An 18720-nucleotide genomic window follows, 5' to 3' on the forward strand; every position below is an offset into this window, starting at 1 on the left:
CGCACGCCTGGCCACGTCGGGCACAGGTCGCCGCGTTCACCCCTCGGGCATGATTCGGGGGGTGAACGCGATTTTCGGGTGGTCGGTGCTGGCACTGGTGTTCGTCGACGAGCTGCTGGCCATGGCGGCCTTCGGCGTGTGGGGTTGGCAGCATGATCCGCGGGCGTTGCTCGTGTGGCTGCTCCCCGGCGCCGCGATGACGGTCTGGTACGCCTTCGCGTCGCCCCGGGCGCCGTACGGCGGAAGCTGGGTGCGGCCGCTGGCCAAGGTCATCGTGTTCGGGCTGGCGTCGCTGGCGTTGTGGGACGCCGGTCACGAGGACTGGGCGATCGCCCTGCTGGTCTTCTCGGTCGTGATCAACGCGCTCGCGCAGCTGCCGAGCATCCGGGTGCTCGTCGAGAACGAGTAGGGCTCAGCGCAGGCCGAGGCAGCCGGACGTCGCGGGCTCCCACGGCAGGGCAGCGTGCTCGGCGACGCGTGCGTCGAGGTTCGCGGCGATCTCCTCGGGCCACGGAGCGGCACCGCGGGGGTCGAGCTTCACGCAGAGCAGGATCTCCTCGAACACGCACGCCACGCGCTTGTTCACGTCGTCGAGGACGTAGACGAGCGCGTGGGCGGCGCGGTCCGAACGGCCCAGGAGGCGGACCCGGACCGACATCAGGTCGCCGGTGCGCAGCTCGTGCAGGTAGGTCAGGTGGTGCTCGGCCGAGAGCACCACGAGGCCGGTCGTGGCCGGCCAGTTGAACGGGATGCCCACCTCGAGCAGCGACTCGTCGAGGCCTTCGCTGCCGATGCCCAGGTAGTGGCGCACGTTGAGGTGTCCGTTGCTGTCCTCGAACGCCATCGGCACCGGCTGCTCGGCGTAGGCAGGGAGGGTGACGAGTTGTTCGAAGCTCGGCTGGTTGCTCATGAGCGGGACCCTACTGCGCGGACCTGCTCCGTGACGCCCGGCCCTGCAGCAGGAGTCGTTCCGCGTCGTTCCGGGTCCGCCGGGCCGCTTCGTCGAACTGTTCGGCCGCGCCGCTGTGCTCCCCGGACCGGCTGAGCAGGTCGCCCCGCACGCTCGGAATCAACGGGGACGAGCCGAGCGCGTCCGCGGGTACGGCGTCGAGCACGGCGATCCCGGCCGCGGCGCCGAACGCCCGTCCGTGCGCGACGGCCCGGTTCACCTCCACGACCGGGCCGGGCGCGGCTTCGCGGAGCAGGTCGTAGAGGGCGGCGATGCGCGGCCAGTTCGTCTCCCCGGGCATCGTCGTACGGGCATGCTCGTGGGCGATCCGGGCCTGGAGGAAGTAGCGCCCCACCGGCACGCCGCGAGCGGCCAGCGCCTCGGCCCGGCCCAGGGCGGCGACGCCGCGGCGGATGAGCAGCCGGTCCCACCGGTCGCGGTCCTGGTCGTCGAGGAGCAGGGGATTGCCCGCGGCGTCGGTCCGGGCATGGAGCCGGGACGCCTGGAGCTCGAGGAGCGCCTGCAGGCCGTGCGCCTCGGGCTCGTCGGGGGCGAGCCCGGCGAGCATCCGGGCCAGGCGGATGCCTTCGGTGGCGAGGTCCGGTCGGGTCCAGTCCTCCCCGGCGGTCGCCGCATAGCCCTCGTTGAAGACGAGGTAGATCACCGCCATCACGTCATCGAGCCGTCGGACCCGGTCGGCGCCGGTGGGCAGGTCGAACCCGGCCTTCGCGTCGGCCAGCGTCTTCTTGGCCCGCGCAATGCGCTGGCCCATGGTGGCGTCGGCAACGAGGAAGCCGCGGGCGATCTCGACCGTCGTCAGTCCGCCGACCATGCGCAGGGTCAGGGCGGCCCGGGAGTCGGCGGTCAGCGTCGGGTGGCAGCACAGGAACATCAGCCGCAGGACGTCGTCCTCGATGTGATCGACCTGGGAGGTGAGGTCGGGCATCGGATCCACCTCCCCTGCGGTGCGCTCGAGCTCGGCCGTCTTGCGGCGCAATGTCTCCGCGCGCCGGAACGAATCGATGGCGCGCCGCTTCGCGGTGGTCATCAACCAGGCCGCCGGGTTGTCCGGGATCCCCGACGCGGGCCACTGCTCGAGGGCGGTGACGAAAGCGTCCTGGGCCAGGTCCTCCGCCATCCCGACGTCACGCGTCATCCGCGTCAGCGCCGCGATCAGCACCGCTGACTCCTTCCGCCAGACCTCGGTGACTGCTTCGGTCGTGACGGCATCGGGCATGCGCCCAGCCTAGGTCCACGAAGTGTGGCAATTGGGGGCACGAAGTGCGGCATCTGGGGGTGCGAAGTGTGCCCAGAAGCGACACCTCGCACCCCCATTTGCCACACTTCGTGGCTCACTCGGTCGGCGGCGGGCCCTCGGAGATCTCGCGCAGGGTGATCACGAGCTCGCCCTCGGGCCAGTGGTCGACGTGGAGCTGTGCCATCTCGCGCATGTTCTCCACGGCCTGTTCCTTGTCGTCGAACTGCAGGAGCGCCCAGCCGCCGACGACCTCCTTCGCCTCGGCGTACGGGCCGTCGACGCGGGTCATCTCGCCCTTGCGGACGACGAAGTTGATGGCGTCCTCGGTGCCGAACAGTCCGCCACCGTCGACGAACGAGCCGTTGGCAGCCGACTTCGCGATGAACGTGTCCATCGCGTCCATCAATGCCTGCGTCGGCGGGGTGTCGTTCGCCTCGTCCATCCTCACCAGGCCCATGTAGCGCGTCATGTCGATCCGTCCTTCGTTCGTAGGTGTCGGTGGAGTGCTTCCGAACCTACGTCGAACGGCGGACCCGGTCTTCGACACGGGACCTGGAAAAGATGTGGTCAGACGTTCCGTCGGTACTGGCCGCCGACCTCGAAGAACGCGTCGGTGATCTGGCCGAGCGAGCAGACCCGGGCAGCGTCCATCAGTACGGCGAAGACGTTCTCGCCGCTGATCGCCGCGGCCTTGAGGGCCTCGAGCGCGCGTACGCCGTCGTCCTTGTGGTCGACCTGGTAGGCACGGACCCGGGTGAGCTGGGACTCCTTCTCGCTCTCGGTGGCTCGCGCGAGCTCGATCGTCTGCGGCTCCTCGTCCTCCACGACCGGCTTGCGGAACGTGTTGACGCCGATGATCGGGAGCGAGCCGTCGTGCTTGCGGTGCTCGTAGAGCATCGACTCGTCCTGGATCCGGCCACGCTGGTAGCCGGTCTCCATCGCGCCGAGCACGCCGCCGCGCTCGTTGATGCGATCGAACTCCATCAGCACGGCCGCCTCGACCATGTCGGTCAGCTCGTCGATGATGTACGAGCCCTGGAGCGGGTTCTCGTTCATCGCGAGGCCCCACTCACGGTTGATGATCAACTGGATCGCCAGCGCGCGGCGCACGGACTCCTCGGTCGGGGTGGTGACCGCTTCGTCGTACGCGTTGGTGTGCAGCGAGTTCGCGTTGTCGTAGATCGCGATCAGCGCCTGCAGCGTCGTACGGATGTCGTTGAAGTCCATCTCCTGCGCGTGCAGGGACCGGCCCGACGTCTGGACGTGGTACTTCAGCTTCTGCGAGCGCTCGTTGGCGCCGTACTTGTCGCGCATCGCGACGGCCCAGATACGACGGGCGACGCGACCGAGGACGGAGTACTCCGGGTCCATGCCGTTGGAGAAGAAGAAGGACAGGTTCGGCGCGAACGCGTCGATGTCCATGCCGCGGGCGAGGTACGACTCGACGTACGTGAAGCCGTTGCTCAGCGTGAAGGCGAGCTGGCTGATCGGGTTCGCCCCGGCCTCGGCGATGTGGTAACCCGAGATCGACACCGAGTAGAAGTTCTGGACCGCGTTGTCGATGAAGTACTGCTGGATGTCGCCCATCATCCGCAGCGAGAACTCGGTCGAGAACAGCGCGGTGTTCTGGCCCTGGTCCTCCTTGAGGATGTCGGCCTGCACGGTGCCGCGGACGTTCGCGAGGGCGAACGCCTTGATCTCGTTGTGCTCGGAGACCGACGGCTGGCGCTTCTCGCGCTCGACGAACGCCTCGACCTGCTGGTCGATGGCGGTGTTGAGGAAGAACGCCAGCACCGTCGGGGCCGGGCCGTTGATGGTCAGCGAGACCGAGGTCGACGGGGCGACCAGGTCGAACCCGTCGAACAGCGCCTTCATGTCGTCGAAGGTCGCGACGGACACGCCGGAGGTGCCGACCTTGCCGTAGATGTCGGGACGCGGGTCGGGGTCGCGGCCGTAGAGGGTCACCGAGTCGAACGCGGTCGACAGGCGGGTCGCGTCGGCGTGCTCGGAGAGCACCTTGAAGCGGCGGTTGGTGCGGAACGGGTCACCCTCGCCGGCGAACATCCGGGCCGGGTCCTCACCGTCGCGCTTGAACGGGAACACGCCCGCGGTGAACGGGAAGTAGCCCGGGAGGTTCTCGCGACGCCAGTACTTCACGAGCTCGCCGTGGTCGGTGTAGCGGGGGAGCGCGACGCGGCGGATCTTGTTGCCCGACAGCGATTCACGCGTGAGTGCGGTGTGGATGTCGCGGTCACGGACCTTGACGACCTGCTCGTCGCCTTCGTACGACGCGACTACGGAAGGCCAGCGCTCGATCTGCTCGGTGATCTCGTGCGGCAGGTCCTTGCGGGCGCCTTCGACGAGGTCCTCGAGGACGTCGGTGTCGGCGTCGGTGCTGGCCGCGACGACCTCGCCCCGGACGTACTCGAGACGCTGCAGGCGGACCGCCGCGTCGGCGAGGCGCTCGGTGTCGTGGTGGTAGCCACGGACCGTCTCGGCGATCTCGGCGAGGTAGCGCACCCGGTTCGGGGGAACGATGTGGCCGGCCTCGGTCGAGTGCCGTACGTCGACCCGGGGGAGCACGCCCTCGTGGAAGACGAGGCCCTTGCCGGCCAGCTGGTCCTTGAGCTCCTGGTAGAGCGCGGTCACGCCGTCGTCGTTGAAGTGGGCGGCCGAGGTTCCGAAGACCGGCATGTCCTCGGGCTTCTTGCCGAACGCCTCGCGGTTGCGGACCATCTGGCGGCCGACGTCACGCAGGGCATCCATCGCGCCGCGGCGCTCGAACTTGTTGATCGCGACGACGTCGGCGAAGTCGAGCATGTCGATCTTCTCGAGCTGCGAGGCGGCGCCGAACTCCGGCGTCATGACGTACATGCTCACGTCGACGAACGGCACGATCGCGGCGTCGCCCTGGCCGATGCCGGGGGTCTCGACGATGACGAGGTCGAAGCCGGCGGCCTTCACGACGTCGATCACGTCGCCGAGGTGTTCGGGGAGCTCATGGGCGCCGCGCGTGGCGAGGCTGCGGAAGAACGCCCGGTCGCCGTCGAGCGAGTTCATCCGGATCCGGTCACCGAGAAGCGCACCGCCACCGCGGCGACGGGTCGGGTCGACCGCGATCACGGCGACGCGGAGCTTGTCCTGCTGGTCGACGCGGAACCGGCGCACCAGCTCGTCGGTGAGGCTGGACTTGCCGGAGCCACCGGTGCCCGTGATGCCGAGGACCGGCACATCGCGGCTGGCGGCGACCTGCTTGAGCTTCGCGAGCATCTCTGCCGGGAGCTGGCCGGACTCGGCGCCGCTGAGCGCGCGGGCCAGCGAGAACCGGTCACCGGAGACGACGGCGTCGGCCTCGACCGCGCCCAGGGTCCACGGGTCGACGTCGCAGGCCTTGATCATCGAGTTGATCATCCCGACCAGGCCGAGCCGGACGCCGTCCTCGGGGGAGAAGATGGTGACGCCGCACTTGGCGAGGCGCTCGATCTCCTCGTGGACGATCACGCCGCCACCGCCGCCGTACACCTTGATGTGGCCGGCGCCGCGCTCGCGCAACGACTCGACGAGGTACTCGAAGTACTCGACGTGTCCGCCCTGGTACGACGACACGGCGACACCCTGCACGTCCTCCTCGATCGCCGCGTCGACGACCTCCTGGACCGACCGGTTGTGGCCGAGGTGGATGACCTCCGCACCCTGGCTCTGCAGGATGCGGCGCATGATGTTGATCGAGGCGTCGTGGCCGTCGAACAGGGCCGACGAGGTCACGAAGCGAACGGGGTGCTGCGGCGTGTGCAACGAGATGTCAGACATGCAGAGGTCCTCCAAAGTCTTTGGACTTCCGATAGTAGGACGTCCTACTAAATTTGTGAAGTCGGAGTGCTGCGGGTGACGCGGGATCCTCTAGGGTCAGGGCATGCCTGAGCCACGCCTCCCGTTCGATCCCATCGATCGCGCAGGAGACCTCTGGGCCGAGCACTTCGGTGACGCGACGGCCATGCGCCTCGCCACCTCGGTCATGCGGGTCCAGCAACTGATGATCAGCGCGCTGGACGCGGCGCTCAAGCCCTATGCGCTCACCTTCTCGCGCTACGAGGTGCTCGTGCTGCTCCACTTCAGCAAGAGCGGTTCGCTGCCGCTCAGCAAGATCGGCGAGCGCCTGATGGTGCACCCGACCTCAGTGACCAGCGCCATCGACCGACTCGAGTCCCAGGGCTTCGTCGAGCGGGTCCCCGATCAGGACGACCGGCGCCGGACCCTCGCCCGCCTCACCGCCAAGGGGCGCTCCACCGTCCGCGCAGCGACCGAAGCGGTGAGCGAGATCGACTTCGCGATCACCGGGCTCACCGACCGCCAGCAGGACGACGCCTACCAGCTGCTGCGTCGCCTGCGGCGGGCATCGGGTGACTTCCCGAGCTGAGCTGCGAAAGTCAGTTGTAGGTGTAGAAACCCCGGCCGGTCTTGCGGCCGAGCAGGCCGGCCTCGACCATCCGGTTGAGCAGCGGCGGCGCCGTGTAGAGCGGCTCCTTGAACTCCTCGTAGAGCGACTCGGCGATCGCGCGCGTGGTGTCGAGGCCGATCAGGTCCGCCAGGGCCAGCGGGCCCTGCGGGTGGGCGGCGCCGAGCACGAAGCCCTGGTCGATGTCCTCGGCGGTGGCGAAGCCGGACTCGAGCATCCGGATGGCCGAGAGGATGAACGGGACGAGCAGGGCGTTGACGACGAAGCCGGCGCGGTCCTGGCAGTCGATGGCGTTCTTGCCGAGGTCTCCCTCGACGAACGTGCGGGCGCGCTCGACGGTCTCGTCGGCGGTCATCAACGAGGGCACCAGCTCGACGAGCTTGAGCACGGGGACCGGGTTGAAGAAGTGCACGCCGAGCACGTGGCTGGGGCGCTGCGTGACGACTGCGAGCTTCATGATCGGGATCGACGACGTGTTGGACGCCAGGATCGCGTCCGGGCTGGTGACGACGGCGTCGAGGCGGCGGAACAGGTCCGTCTTGGCGGCCTCGTCCTCGACGATGGCCTCCACGACGAAGTCGCGGTCGGCGAGGGCCTCGATGTCCTCGACCACGCGGATCCGGGCGAGCACGGCGTCCGCGGACTCGATCTTGCCGCGGCTCTCGGCCCGCTTGAGGGAGGTCTCCAGGCGGTGGCGGCCCGCGTCGACAGCGGCCGCGGAGGACTCCAGGACGACGACGTCCTTGCCGGCGCGGGCGCACACCTCGGCGATGCCCGACCCCATCAGGCCGCAGCCCACCACTCCCACGCGCTCGATGCTCATCCGCTTCTCCTCAACCTTGGTCAGCCGTCCCGCATTTAGTAGGACGTCCTAGCAAAGTAAGGGTGACTGGTGAGTAGCACCAGCCGCGGCGACCCCTCAGCGGCCGAGTGCGGTGGTGACCTCGGCCACCAGCAGGTCCGCGGTGCGCTCGACCATCGTGAGCACGTCGCGGAAGCCGGAGTCGCCGCCGTAGTAGGGGTCGGGAACCTCGCCGCCGGGTTCGTCCGGATCGAAGTCACGGAACGGCCTGACCCGGGTGGCGTCGACCTCGCCGGCGGCGAGGCCGCGGACGTCGCGCAGGTTGTCCCGGTCCATGGTGAGGACGAGGTCGAAGTCGTCGAGCCAGGGCGGTTGCACCTGCTGTGCGCGGTGCCGGCTGGCGTCGTACCCCTCGCTGGTGAGGAGAGCGGCCGCGCGGCGGTCCATCGGGTCGCCCGCGTGCCAGCCACCGGTGCCGGCGCTGACGACCTCGACGGCGTCGTCCAGCCCGGCCTCGGCGATCCGGGCGGAGAGTACGACGTCGGCCATGGGGGAGCGGCAGATGTTGCCGAGGCAGACCACGGCGATCCGGTAGCGACCGGGCGTGCGGGGCGGCGGCGCGCTCGGCACGGTCAGTCGTCCTCGACGCCGACCATGGCGTCGAGGAACCACGTCGTGATGCTGATGATGATCGCGCCGCCGACGGCCGGCCAGAACCCGTCGACGCGGAATCCGATGTCGACGACGTCGGCGAACCAGGCGGTCAGGCGCAGGAGCAGTGCGTTCAGGACCAGCAGGAACAGGCCGAGCGTCACGAGGATGAACGGGAACGACAGGATCACCAGGACCGGCTTGACCAGCGAGGTGACTGCGCACGAGATGAGGGCGACGGCGAGGAGCGGGAGGATCTTGTCCTCGATCTCCGCCCGGCCCGTCTCGGCGCCGGTGAACCAGATGCCGTCGATGAGCTGGGCAGCGAGCGCGACCGCCGCCGCGGTGATCGCCCAGCGGGAGAGGAAGGCCAGCATGCGGCCAGTCTGTCAGGTGGGGTGGCAGGCCTACTCGAGACCGAGCGCCTCGATGACCTCGACCTCGGCGTCGTCGATGTGGCGGCGCAGGAACTCGTAGGCGCCACCGGGGCCTTCGACGTCGCCGGCTTCGAGCAGCTCGACCAGGCCCTCGTGGGACTCGGCCTCGTTGTGGGCGTTGCGGTTCAACCGGTCGACCTGCGCGAGCGCCAGCTTGAGCTCGTCCATCAGTGCCTCGGCCATCTGGACCAGCCGTGGGCTCCCGGTGAGCTCGACGAGCGACACGTGGAAGGAGAGGTGGCGCTCGTTGAGCTCTTCGTACGACGCGGCGCCGCCGCGCACGGCACTGGTGTAGGCGACGAGGGTCTCCCGCACGCGTTGACGTCGTACGTCGCCCGCGGTGGCCCAGGCGCGGACGCCGGCCCCCTCGAGGACCCAGCGCGCCCGGCACACGTCGCGCACCGACTCGGCGCGCGGGGTCGCGACGGTGACTCCCCGGTGGGGTTCGCGGGTCGCCAGGCCCTCGGCGACGAGCACGGTCAGTGCCTCGCGCACCGTCGGCCGGGAGACCCCGAGGGACTCGGCCAGTGCGATCTCCCGCAGCGGGGTGCCGCTCTCGAGCTCGCCCTCGAACACCGCGCGCCGGAGCTCGGTCGCCACCCGCGAGACGGTCGAGGCGTGCTCGACGCTCAGGGAGGCGAACGGGGCCTTGGCTGATGTCGGAGCGGAGGGGGACATGGGGCCATTGTGCCGCCCATTGACCCGATCGTGCGGCGGGACGCTATCCTCGGACTTGTCAGATTGTCTGACAACTTACGTGGGTCGTCGGCGACCCCGAGGGACGTCCGTGTCACGCGGACCGCGAAGAGGGAGCCACCATGACGGCATCACTGGAGTGGGGTCAGCACTACGCGATGGTCGAGCCGTCGTCGTTCCGCGTGGAGTACGCGATCAATCCGTACATGAACCCGGCCGTGCAGCCCGACGCCGGCCGTGCGCAGGCCCAGTGGGACGAGCTCGCCGCCACCCTCCGCGCGCTCGGCGCGACCGTCGAGGAGATCCCGGCACTGCCCGAGGCGCCGGACATGGTCTACGCGATGAACCTCGGCCTCGTGGCGCTGCGCCCCGACTGGACCGGGCCCGGCCGCCGCTCCGTCGTGATGTCGCACATGCGCTACCCGCAGCGCCGTATCGAGACCCCGGCCGCCCGTGCCTGGTTCGAGTCGCACGCCTTCGCCGCGACCTACCTCGGCCGCGACGGCATCGGCGCCCACTTCGAGTCGGGCGACGCCTTCCCGTTCCGCGGCGAGCTGGTCGTCGGCTACGGCCCGCGGACCGACGAGCTCGCCCTCAAGCAACTGGCCGACGACCTCGGTGTGCAGGTCCGGGGCGCCCGCATCGTGCACCCGGGCATGTACCACCTCGACCTCGCCTTCTGCCCCCTCGACGACGACCACGCGATGATCTGCCCCTCGGCGTTCGACGAGGCCTCGGCCGCATCGTTGATGGCGTCCATCCCGCAGCCGATCGTGCTCAGCGAGGAGGAAGCCCTCGGCACATGGTGCGCCAACTCGGTCGTCGTGGGACGCACCGTCGTGATGCCCGCCTGCCCGCCGCGCGTGCGGAACTGGCTGGAGACCCTCGGCTTCGAGATCGTCCTGGTCGACGTCAGCGAGTTCCACCTCGGCGGCGGCTCGATCCGCTGCCTGACGAACCCGCTCGACATCACCGTGGGGCGCGACCTGGAAATCGTCAGCGGCGGCCGGGTCGTCGTACCCGGCGACATCGCCGCCTGACCGCAAGGCCCGCGGGATACGGTGGGGCCCGTTCTCTCCCGTTGACCCCCGCCAGGAGCCCCCGGTGCCCGGAACCACGCCCAGCCAGCCCGGTTGGCCCGACGGCGACGGGAACGAGCCTCCGACCGAGGACACCGTCGTCGTGCCGACGACACCGACGAGTGAGCTCCCGCAGGTCGGTCCGGATGGCCTGGCTGCTCCGCAGCTCGGCGTCGGCCGGGGTGGGCGGATCGCGATGGCCGTCGGCGCGGTGCTGCTGCTGATCGCTGTCGTTGTCGTCGCGGGCATCGTGCTGCTCGGAGGTGACGACGAGGCGAAGGACACGTCGAAGGACGACGAGAGCCAGTCGGTCGTCGACCCGACGGACAAGGCGCCGTCGTCGCTCGACCTGCCGACGATCGATCCGTCGGACTTCCCCACCGACCCGCCGACCGGCGCGCCGACGATCGATCCCTCCGACCTGCCCGGGTCGCCCGACCGTCCCAGCGGCTTCCCGACCGGCTTCCCGGAACTGCCCTCCAGCTTCCCGACCGATCCTGAGGGTTGGGAAGACTGGTTCTCCGACTACCTCGAACAGGTGAATCCATGAGTGACCCGAACCAGCCGTACGGCGCCGTGCCCCCGCCGGCGTTCCCGCCTCCGGGCGCGGTACCGGGTGGGCCGCCGAGCGGGCCACCGAGCGGGCCGCCGTTCCCGCCTCCGCCGCCCCCGGGATTCGGCGGACCGGGCACGCCGGGCGGATCGGGCACGTCGGGCAAGGGCATCTGGATCACCCTGGCGATCGTCGGGGTCCTCGCGCTGGTGGGCCTGATCGTGGGTCTCGTCCTGCTCCTCACGGGCGATGACGACGACAAGGACGAGGACAAGGGCGACGACGAGACCAGCCAGGCCTCCGGTGCCGACCCCGAGGACGTCGTCGAGGACCTGATCGACGCAGCCGAGGAGGGCGACTGCGACGGCGCGACCGCGTTCCTGACCGAGGCCGCGAAGGCCGCGGATCCCTGCCAGTCCGACGAGTTCCAGCTGCTCTCCAGTGATGACGTCGACGCCGAGGTCGGTGAGGCGACGGTCGACGGCGACACCGCCACCGTGCCCGTCGCGTTCACGAGCCCGGCCGGTACCTCGGACTACGTGTTCACCCTCGAGCAGGTCGACGGTGCCTGGCTGGTCGCGTCGTACGACGGCGACGACTCGGTCCCGAGCGCGGAGCCGACCGACAGCGCCTCCACGGACGACGCGTCCACCGACGCCCCGACCGACGCGTCGACGAGCCCGGGTGGCGCCGCGGGCGGCACCAGCACCGCGGACGCCGTACCCAACCAGCCGAAGGCAGTCGTCGAGGCGTTCCTCGACTCCGTCGTCAGCGGTGACTGCGCGACCGCCGAGGAGCTCGCGACGGCGGCGTACATCGAGGACGAGGGCGACTGTGACCCCAGCCAGATCCCCTCGGACTTCGCCGACCACGTGACGTACAAGGTCGGCAACGCGACCGTCAACGACGCAGCCGGTACGGCGACCGTGCCCGTCGAGGCCGAGTTCGACGGCTCCAAGGAGTCCTCGACGGTCAGGCTCGTCAAGGTCGGCGGGCTCTGGCGGGTCAACTCGTTCGACTAGGTCGGGGCTTCGGGGCGGACCGGTCGTGACCTCACCGAAACCCGCGGTCGCGTCCACCTCTCTACGCTGAGGACCATGTCGATCAAGGTCGCCCTCGAGCACCGCACGACGTACGCCTTCGACCGTCCGGTTGCCGTGGCGCCGCACGTCGTGCGCCTGCGGCCCGCGCCCCACTGCCGGACCCCGATCGAGGCGTACTCGCTGAAGGTCGAACCCGCGGGCCACTTCATCAACTGGCAGCAGGACCCGTTCGGCAACTGGCTGGCGCGCCTGGTGTTCCCCGAGAAGGTCAGGACCCTCGACATCACGGTCGGCCTGGTCGCGGACCTGATGGTGATCAACCCGTTCGACTTCTTCATCGAGGAGTACGCCGAACACTTCCCCTTCGCCTACGAGGCCGACGTCGCGGCCGACCTGGCGCCGTACCTGCGCCCCGTCCAGGACTCCACCGCGGCGGCGGACTGGAGAGCCGCACTCCCGGAGCTGCCGGCCGATGGCGTGCCGACGGTGACCTTCCTCGCCGACCTCAACAACGCGGTGCATCGCGATGTCGCGTACTCGGTGCGGATGGAGCCGGGCGTGCAGACGCCCGACCAGACCCTGGCGCTCGGCATCGGGTCCTGCCGTGACTCGGCGTGGCTGCTGGTGAGCCTGCTGCGGCAGTACGGGCTGGCCGCGCGGTTCGTGTCGGGCTACCTCGTGCAGCTGGCGTCGGATCCCTACGCCACCGAGGGACTCGACGGCCCGACCGGCCCGAAGGAGGACTTCACCGACCTGCACGCCTGGACCGAGGTGTTCCTGCCCGGTGCCGGCTGGGTCGGCATGGACCCCACCAGTGCGCTGTTCGCCGGCGAGGGCCACATCCCCCTGTCGGCAACGCCGCACCCGAGCTCGGCAGCCCCGATCGAGGGTGCCACCGAACCGGCGGAGGTGACCTTCGGATTCAGCAACACCGTGACCCGCGTCCACGAGGACCCTCGGGTCACGGCGCCGTACACGCCCGCGCAGTGGGAGCGGATCGACGCCCTCGGCGGCGACGTCGACAAGCGCCTCGAAGCCGGCGACGTGCGGCTCACGATGGGCGGTGAGCCGACCTTCGTGTCGATCGCCGACGCGTCCACGCCGGAGTGGAACACCGACGCCGACGGCGACGTGAAGCGGGAGCTGGCCAGCGATCTCGCCGCGCGGCTGCGCGATCTCTACGCCCGGGGCGGCGTCATGCATCGCGGCCAGGGCAAGTGGTACCCGGGCGAGCCGCTGCCGCGGTGGAGCATCGGGCTGCAGTGGTTGAAGGACGGTACGGCGCTGTGGTCGGACCCGGCCCTGCTGGCCGACCCGTGGGGTGCACCGGACCCGGTGGTTGAGGTGCGAGGAGCGCAAGCGACGAGCCTCGAAACCCCCGGGCGCGACGAGGCACTCGGCCGCGAGGTCGTCCGCCTGCTCGCCCTTCCCGACTCGCAGCTGCGCCCGGCCTACGAGGACCCCTTCTCCGCGCTCGCCGACCACGTGCGCAAGCCCGCGGGCGAGGCACCCGACGGTGCGGACCCCAGTGAGGACCTGGTGGCGCGCCTGGATGCGGACGTGACCACGCCGACCGGCTGGGTGCTGCCGCTCACGACCGGCGAGACCGGGTGGACCAGCCCCGTCTGGACGTTCCGTCGCGGGCGGCTCGTGCTCACGCCGGGTACCAGTGCGGTCGGCCTGCGGCTGCCGCTCGACGCGATCGCCTGGGTCGATCCTGCTGCACCTGCCGAACCGTCGTACCTCGAAGCGGCGGAGCCGCTCGTCGCGCGCATCCCTGCCGTCGAGCTCGCCGACCCTGACGGGGCGGAGCGCACGGCGCTGGCGTTCGAGGAGCGGGACGGGCACGTCCACGTGTTCCTGCCGCCGACCAGCGAGCTCGAGAACTACGTACACCTGCTGCATCTCGTCGAGACCGCGGCTGCGGCGATCAGCTGCCCGGTGGTGCTCGAGGGCTACCAGCCGCCGCCCGACCCGCGGCTGGTCCAGCTGTCCGTCACGCCCGACCCCGGCGTCATCGAGGTCAACGTGCAGCCGACCAGCAGCTGGCCCGAGATGCGCGACCTGACGACGACGCTCTACTCGCAGGCCCGGCTGGCGCAGCTGACGACCGAGAAGTTCGACCACGACGGGCTCCACACCGGCACCGGTGGCGGCAACCACCTGACGCTCGGTGGACCGCAGCCGATCGACAGCCCGTTGCTGCGGCGCCCCGACCTGTTGGTCAGCCTGATCACCTACTGGCAGCGGCACCCGTCGCTGTCGTACCTCTTCTCCGGGCGCTTCATCGGCCCGACCAGTCAGGCGCCGCGCTTCGACGAGGGCCGGCCGGAGGCGGTCTACGAGATGGAGATCGCCTGTGCCGAGGTGGCGCGGCTGATGGCGAGCTTCGCGAGCCTCGACGACGTCGCGGAGGAGGACGACGAATGGATCGGCGGGCCGCGTCCCTGGCTGGTCGACCGCGCATTGCGCCACCTGCTGACCGACCTGACCGGCAACACGCACCGCGCCGAGTTCTGCATCGACAAGCTCTACAGCCCCGACTCCTCGCGCGGCCGCCTCGGCCTGCTGGAGCTGCGCGGCTTCGAGATGCCGCCGCACCCGCAGATGGCGCTGGTGCAGGCGCTGCTCGTGCGCAGCCTGGTCGCGATGTTCTGGGAGCAGCCGATCGACCCGTCGACCACGCCACTGATTCGCTGGGGCACCCGTCTGCACGAGGACTTCCTGCTGCCGCAGGGCGCGATCGCCGACATCGCGGAGGTCGTCGCCGACCTCGCCGACTTCGGCATCGACTTCGATCCGTCGTGGTTGGCGCCGTTCACGGAGTTCCGTTTCCCGCGGATCGGGTTCGCCGACTTCACCGCCGCCGGAGGCGGTGCGATCCACCTCGAGCTGCGCCAGGGCGTCGAGCCGTGGCACGTCCTCGGTGAGGAGGCGACCGGTGGCGGCACGGCCCGGTACGTCGACTCGTCGGTCGAGCGGATCCAGGTGACGGTTGCTGGAATCAACCCCGATCGGCACCTGGTCACGTGTCAGGGTGTTCCCGTGCCCATGACCCGCGTCGACGCGAGCGACACCTTCTACGGCGGCGTCCGCTACAAGGCGTGGCAGCCGTGGTCGGCGCTGCACCCCTCGATCGAGGTGGACTCCCCGCTGACCTTCGACGTGGTCGACCTCGACGCCGGTGTCAGCCTGGGCGGTGCGACCTATCACGTGGTCCACCCGGGAGGCCGCAACTACGACCACCCGCCGGTCAACGCACAGGAGGCCGGGGCGCGGCGCGCAGCCCGGTTCGAGACCGCCCGCAACACGGCCGGCCGCATCGACGTGGCCGCCCTTCGTCGTACTGCCCGCGAGGTCGCCTCGACCGAATATCCCCACACCCTCGACCTGCGCAGGGTGAGGGCCCGGAGCGGCCCGTGACCGTTCTCCGCGACTACGCCGCGGGACTGACCCAGCCGACCCTCACGCAGGGGTCAGCCGATCATCCGGACGGTGGCAACGACGCCAGCCCGAGGTACGACGAGGTCGTCGGCCCGGACGGGTCGCTGCGCGCGCCCTGGAAGCGCCTCGCGGAGATCGCGACCCAGATCAGCCCGGAGGACATGCACCGGGTCACCGAGGAGATCGCGCGGTTCCTCGAGGACGACGGCGTCACCTACTCGCGGCCCGGCGAACGCCCGTCCCGCTGGCGTCTCGACCCCGTCCCGTTCGTGCTGGACGCTGCGTCGTGGCAGGTCCTCGAGGTCGGCCTGGCGCAGCGTGCGGAGCTCCTCAACGCGGTCCTCGCCGACCTGTACGGCGACCAGACCCTCCTGTCGTCGGGCATCGTGCCGGCGGCGGTCGTGCTCGGACACCGTGACTTCTCGCGGGTGATGGCGCGCGCGTCGGCCAACGACCCGCGGCCGCTGGTGCTGTCGGCGACGGACCTCGGGCGCGACCAGGACGGCACCTGGAAGGTCCTCGGCGACCGGACCCAGGCGCCGTCGGGCCTCGGGTATGCGCTGGAGAACCGTCGCGTCCTCAGCCGGGTGATGCCCGAGCTCTATCGCGAGGCCGACCTGCACCGGATGGCGCCGTACTTCTGGGCCCTGCGCTCTGCGCTGCTGCAGTCCGCCAGCGGTGACCTGCCCGATCCGCGGGTCGTGGTGATGAGCCCGGGCCTGCACTCCGAGACCTACTACGACCAGGCGTCGATCGCCACCAACCTCGGTTTCCCGCTCGTGCAGGGGAGCGACCTCACGGTGCGCGACGGCTGGGTGTTGATGAAGACGCCCCAGCGACTCGAACGGGTCGACGTGATCCTGCGTCGGGTCGACGCTGCCTGGAGCGACCCGCTGGAGCTGCGGGGCGATTCGCAGCTCGGTGTGGCCGGCCTTGCCGAAGCCGTACGACGAGGCCGGGTGCGCGTCGTCAACGGACTCGGCGCCGGCGTGCTCGAGAACCCCGGCCTGCTGCCGTTCCTGCCCGCCGCCTGCGAGCACCTGCTCGGCGAGCCGCTGCGGCTGCAGGGCGTTCCGACGTGGTGGTGCGGCGACCCGGACGGACTGGACCACGTGCTCGACCACCTCGACGACCTCGTCGTGCGCACCATCGACGGCTCCGACCTCACCCTTGCGGGCGCGTCGCCCGAGCGGATCCGGTTGACGGTCCTCGCCCGGCCGCACGCGTTCGTCGGCCAGCAGCCGTTCGCGCTGTCGCAGTCACCCACGTGGCGCGGCCGCACGGCGCGGCCCGCGGAGATGACGCTGCGGACCTTCACCCTTCGCTACGGCTCGGCCTACCGGCCGCTGCTCGGTGGTCTCGCCAACGTCCGCGACGGCGACAAGTCGCTCGGCAGCAAGGACGTCTGGATCCTCAAGGACGACACGGCGCAACCCGACCAGGGCCTGACGGACGTGATGCCGATGACGTCGGTGCGGTCGCTGCCCGCGACGGTACCGCGCGTCCTCGACGACATGTTCTGGCTCGGGCGCTACGCCGAACGCGCCGAGGACATGCTGCGCCTGGTGCTCACCACGCACGTCCTCGTCGCCGACTACCGCAGCAGGCGGAGCACTTCTGGCGGCGTCAGCCTCGACGTCCTGATGTCCGGGGTGCACCGGCTCGCGGGCACGGTCCACGAGGACGACGAGGAGGACCTGCGGTCGATCCTGCTCGACGAGACGCGGGTCGGGTCGGCCGCGCACTCGCTCGAAGGCCTGCGCGACGTCCTCACCGAGGTGCGCGACCAGCTGTCGCTCGACGTCTGGCGCGCCCTCGGCTCGGTGGAGCGGGCCACCGCCGTGCTCCAGGCCTCGCCGCACAGCCACCAGATCGCCGAGTCCGCCGGCCGGATGCTCACGGCCGTCCTTGCGCTGCAGGGCGTGACGGCGAGCATGATCCGCGATGCCGGCTGGCACATGGGGGGCGTCGGGCGGTACCTCGAACGAGGCATCCAGGTGTGCCACCTGCTCCGCCTCATCACCGAGCGCCGCGGTCTCGATGTCGACCGGGAGGTCCTGGCCGCCGTACTCACGGCCGCGGAGAGCTCGGTCACCCACCGCCGCCGTTACCGCGACTACGTCCGTCCGGCGGGGGTCCTCGACCTGTTGCTGATGGACGAGGAGAACCCGCGGTCGCTGCTGTTCAGCCTGCACCGGATGCAGGAGCACCTGGCCGCGCAGCCCGCGTCCACCGGCTCGACGCGCCCCGAGCGACTGCTCGCCGACCTGGTCGCCGAGGTCGAGCGGACCGATGTCTCGACCCTGGGCGCGATCGGCGGCGTCGCGCGCCCGCACCTCGTGATGTTCCTCGACAGCGTCACCGGTCAGCTCGAGCGCCTGGGCGACGCGATCCGTGACCTGCACTTCGCGACCGGCCCGAAGCCGCGCGTCTTCGGCGTCATGCCCACCCTTGCCGAGGCCACCCCATGACCCGCTACCGCATCGAGCACCGCACGACCTACACCTACGACGACGACGTCACCGACAGCTTCGGCATCGGTCACCTCGTCCCTCGCAGCCTGCCCTGGCAGCAGGTCGAGGAGTACGACGTCGCGGTGACGCCGGAGCCCGGCGACATCAGCCGTGACGCCGACTACTACGGCAACACCGTTCTCTACTTCCAGGTCACCACGCCCCACAAGGAACTCGTCGTCGTCGGCAGCGGCGAGGTCGACGTCGCCGTACCGATCGTCGACGACGGCAAGCTGGAGCAGCCGTGGGAGGCATCGCGGCCCCTCCTCGTCCCGTCGCAGCCGGGTGCCTGGCAGGCGACCGACTTCGCGTTGGCCAGTGCGGCCGTGCCGGTCCACGCGGGTGCCCGCGACTACGCCGCGGTGTCGCTGACCACCGGTCGTCCGATCGGTGAGGCCGTCACCGACCTGATGCACCGCATCCATGCGGACTTCGAGTACGACTCGGCGGCCACCACGGTGACCTCGACGGTCTCGGAGATCCTCGCCAAACGGGCCGGCGTCTGCCAGGACTTCGCCCACCTGACCCTCTCCGCCCTGCGCGCCCACGGGCTCGCCGCCCGCTACGTCAGCGGCTACCTCGCCACCGAACCCCCGCCCGGCAAGGAACGCATCGTCGGCGCCGACGCGTCCCATGCCTGGGTCGCCGTCTGGCTCGGCGGCGAGGAGTGGCTGGCCCTCGACCCGACCAACGACCAGTGGCAGAACGACCGCTACGTGACCCTCGCCTGGGGCCGCGACTACGGCGACGTCCCGCCCCTGAAGGGCGTCATCTTCACCGAGGCCAAGAAGTCCCAGCTCGCCGTCTCGGTCGACGTCGCCCCGCTCTGACCTGGCGGG

General features: G+C 70.4%; 16 protein-coding genes. 8 read left to right on the forward strand and 8 right to left on the reverse strand.

The features are described 5' to 3' along the window. Positions 1-61: 61 nt before the first annotated feature. Positions 62-409, forward strand: a complete 348-nt coding sequence (locus tag ACOACQ_RS13720) for a YrdB family protein (protein ID WP_378605815.1) — start codon at positions 62-64, stop codon at positions 407-409. Positions 410-412: 3 nt separating this feature from the next. On the opposite strand, the gene ACOACQ_RS13725 is transcribed toward ACOACQ_RS13720, so the two are convergent. From ACOACQ_RS13725 to icmF, 4 genes are all read right to left on the reverse strand, one after another. After that, entirely contained in the window at positions 413-910 is a 498-nt protein-coding gene (locus tag ACOACQ_RS13725) for a thioesterase family protein (RefSeq protein WP_378605812.1), read from the reverse strand. A 10-nt stretch (positions 911-920) separates the two neighbouring features. Continuing rightward, positions 921-2186: an RNA polymerase sigma factor gene (locus tag ACOACQ_RS13730; protein ID WP_420288514.1), complete on the reverse strand. Its 1266-nt coding sequence runs from the start codon at positions 2184-2186 to the stop codon at positions 921-923. Positions 2187-2301: 115 nt separating this feature from the next. Continuing rightward, on the reverse strand, positions 2302-2676 hold the full coding sequence (locus ACOACQ_RS13735; RefSeq protein WP_378605803.1) for a YciI family protein: 375 nt from the start codon (positions 2674-2676) through the stop codon (positions 2302-2304). A gap of 98 nt (positions 2677-2774) precedes the next feature. Beyond that, on the reverse strand, positions 2775-6017 hold the full coding sequence (icmF, locus tag ACOACQ_RS13740; RefSeq protein ID WP_378605800.1) for a fused isobutyryl-CoA mutase/GTPase IcmF: 3243 nt from the start codon (positions 6015-6017) through the stop codon (positions 2775-2777). A gap of 103 nt (positions 6018-6120) precedes the next feature. On the opposite strand from icmF, the gene ACOACQ_RS13745 reads away from it, so the two are divergent. Further along, entirely contained in the window at positions 6121-6624 is a 504-nt protein-coding gene (locus ACOACQ_RS13745) for a MarR family winged helix-turn-helix transcriptional regulator (RefSeq protein WP_378605797.1), read from the forward strand. 10 nt (positions 6625-6634) lie between these two features. On the opposite strand, the gene ACOACQ_RS13750 is transcribed toward ACOACQ_RS13745, so the two are convergent. The 4 genes from ACOACQ_RS13750 to ACOACQ_RS13765 all read right to left on the reverse strand — a co-directional run bounded on the left by ACOACQ_RS13750 (position 6635) and on the right by ACOACQ_RS13765 (position 9231). Continuing rightward, complete coding sequence (locus ACOACQ_RS13750) at positions 6635-7486, reverse strand: 3-hydroxybutyryl-CoA dehydrogenase (RefSeq protein ID WP_378605794.1); 852 nt, start codon at positions 7484-7486, stop codon at positions 6635-6637. 96 nt (positions 7487-7582) lie between these two features. Beyond that, positions 7583-8095, reverse strand: a complete 513-nt coding sequence (locus ACOACQ_RS13755) for a low molecular weight protein-tyrosine-phosphatase (protein WP_378605791.1) — start codon at positions 8093-8095, stop codon at positions 7583-7585. A gap of 2 nt (positions 8096-8097) precedes the next feature. After that, positions 8098-8493 (reverse strand): phage holin family protein, encoded by a 396-nt coding sequence (locus ACOACQ_RS13760; RefSeq protein ID WP_378605788.1) that lies wholly within the window; start codon positions 8491-8493, stop codon positions 8098-8100. A gap of 30 nt (positions 8494-8523) precedes the next feature. Next, positions 8524-9231, reverse strand: a complete 708-nt coding sequence (locus ACOACQ_RS13765; protein WP_378605785.1) for a GntR family transcriptional regulator — start codon at positions 9229-9231, stop codon at positions 8524-8526. A gap of 140 nt (positions 9232-9371) precedes the next feature. Between ACOACQ_RS13765 and ACOACQ_RS13770 the strand changes: the two genes are divergently transcribed. The 6 genes from ACOACQ_RS13770 to ACOACQ_RS13795 all read left to right on the forward strand — a co-directional run bounded on the left by ACOACQ_RS13770 (position 9372) and on the right by ACOACQ_RS13795 (position 18711). Continuing rightward, positions 9372-10289, forward strand: coding sequence for a dimethylarginine dimethylaminohydrolase family protein (locus tag ACOACQ_RS13770; RefSeq protein ID WP_378605782.1), 918 nt, complete (start codon positions 9372-9374; stop codon positions 10287-10289). 64 nt (positions 10290-10353) lie between these two features. Beyond that, positions 10354-10878 (forward strand): hypothetical protein, encoded by a 525-nt coding sequence (locus tag ACOACQ_RS13775; RefSeq protein WP_420288515.1) that lies wholly within the window; start codon positions 10354-10356, stop codon positions 10876-10878. Continuing rightward, on the forward strand, positions 10875-11903 hold the full coding sequence (locus ACOACQ_RS13780; RefSeq protein ID WP_378605776.1) for a hypothetical protein: 1029 nt from the start codon (positions 10875-10877) through the stop codon (positions 11901-11903). The genes ACOACQ_RS13775 and ACOACQ_RS13780 overlap by 4 nt, the downstream gene beginning before the upstream one ends. Before the next feature lie 75 nt (positions 11904-11978). Further along, the gene (locus tag ACOACQ_RS13785) at positions 11979-15347 is read left to right on the forward strand and encodes a DUF2126 domain-containing protein (RefSeq protein WP_420288516.1); all 3369 of its coding nucleotides are present in this window, start codon (positions 11979-11981) and stop codon (positions 15345-15347) included. After that, positions 15344-17839 (forward strand): circularly permuted type 2 ATP-grasp protein, encoded by a 2496-nt coding sequence (locus tag ACOACQ_RS13790; protein WP_378605767.1) that lies wholly within the window; start codon positions 15344-15346, stop codon positions 17837-17839. The genes ACOACQ_RS13785 and ACOACQ_RS13790 overlap by 4 nt, the downstream gene beginning before the upstream one ends. Continuing rightward, positions 17836-18711 carry a transglutaminase family protein gene (locus tag ACOACQ_RS13795; RefSeq protein WP_420288517.1) on the forward strand — a complete coding sequence of 292 codons (876 nt, stop codon included), beginning with the start codon at positions 17836-17838 and terminating at the stop codon, positions 18709-18711. Before ACOACQ_RS13790 ends, ACOACQ_RS13795 begins: the two co-directional genes overlap by 4 nt. Positions 18712-18720: the final 9 nt, after the last annotated feature.

Origin of the sequence: Nocardioides sp. CPCC 206347, from assembly GCF_048654605.1 — a bacterium.
Lineage (GTDB): Bacteria > Actinomycetota > Actinomycetes > Propionibacteriales > Nocardioidaceae > Nocardioides.

Excerpts from the sequence above, each read along its gene's own strand:
- ACOACQ_RS13795 (WP_420288517.1), top strand. The coding sequence starts at position 17,836 with ATGACCCGCTACCGCATCGAGCACCGCACGACCTACACCTACGACGAC.
- ACOACQ_RS13785 (WP_420288516.1), top strand. The coding sequence starts at position 11,979 with ATGTCGATCAAGGTCGCCCTCGAGCACCGCACGACGTACGCCTTCGAC.
- ACOACQ_RS13730 (WP_420288514.1), bottom strand. The coding sequence starts at position 2,186 with ATGCCCGATGCCGTCACGACCGAAGCAGTCACCGAGGTCTGGCGGAAG.
- ACOACQ_RS13725 (WP_378605812.1), bottom strand. The coding sequence starts at position 910 with ATGAGCAACCAGCCGAGCTTCGAACAACTCGTCACCCTCCCTGCCTAC.
- ACOACQ_RS13745 (WP_378605797.1), top strand. The coding sequence starts at position 6,121 with ATGCCTGAGCCACGCCTCCCGTTCGATCCCATCGATCGCGCAGGAGAC.
- ACOACQ_RS13760 (WP_378605788.1), bottom strand. The coding sequence starts at position 8,493 with ATGCTGGCCTTCCTCTCCCGCTGGGCGATCACCGCGGCGGCGGTCGCG.
- icmF (WP_378605800.1), bottom strand. The coding sequence starts at position 6,017 with ATGTCTGACATCTCGTTGCACACGCCGCAGCACCCCGTTCGCTTCGTG.
- ACOACQ_RS13770 (WP_378605782.1), top strand. The coding sequence starts at position 9,372 with ATGACGGCATCACTGGAGTGGGGTCAGCACTACGCGATGGTCGAGCCG.
- ACOACQ_RS13735 (WP_378605803.1), bottom strand. The coding sequence starts at position 2,676 with ATGACGCGCTACATGGGCCTGGTGAGGATGGACGAGGCGAACGACACC.
- ACOACQ_RS13780 (WP_378605776.1), top strand. The coding sequence starts at position 10,875 with ATGAGTGACCCGAACCAGCCGTACGGCGCCGTGCCCCCGCCGGCGTTC.
- ACOACQ_RS13750 (WP_378605794.1), bottom strand. The coding sequence starts at position 7,486 with ATGAGCATCGAGCGCGTGGGAGTGGTGGGCTGCGGCCTGATGGGGTCG.
- ACOACQ_RS13765 (WP_378605785.1), bottom strand. The coding sequence starts at position 9,231 with ATGTCCCCCTCCGCTCCGACATCAGCCAAGGCCCCGTTCGCCTCCCTG.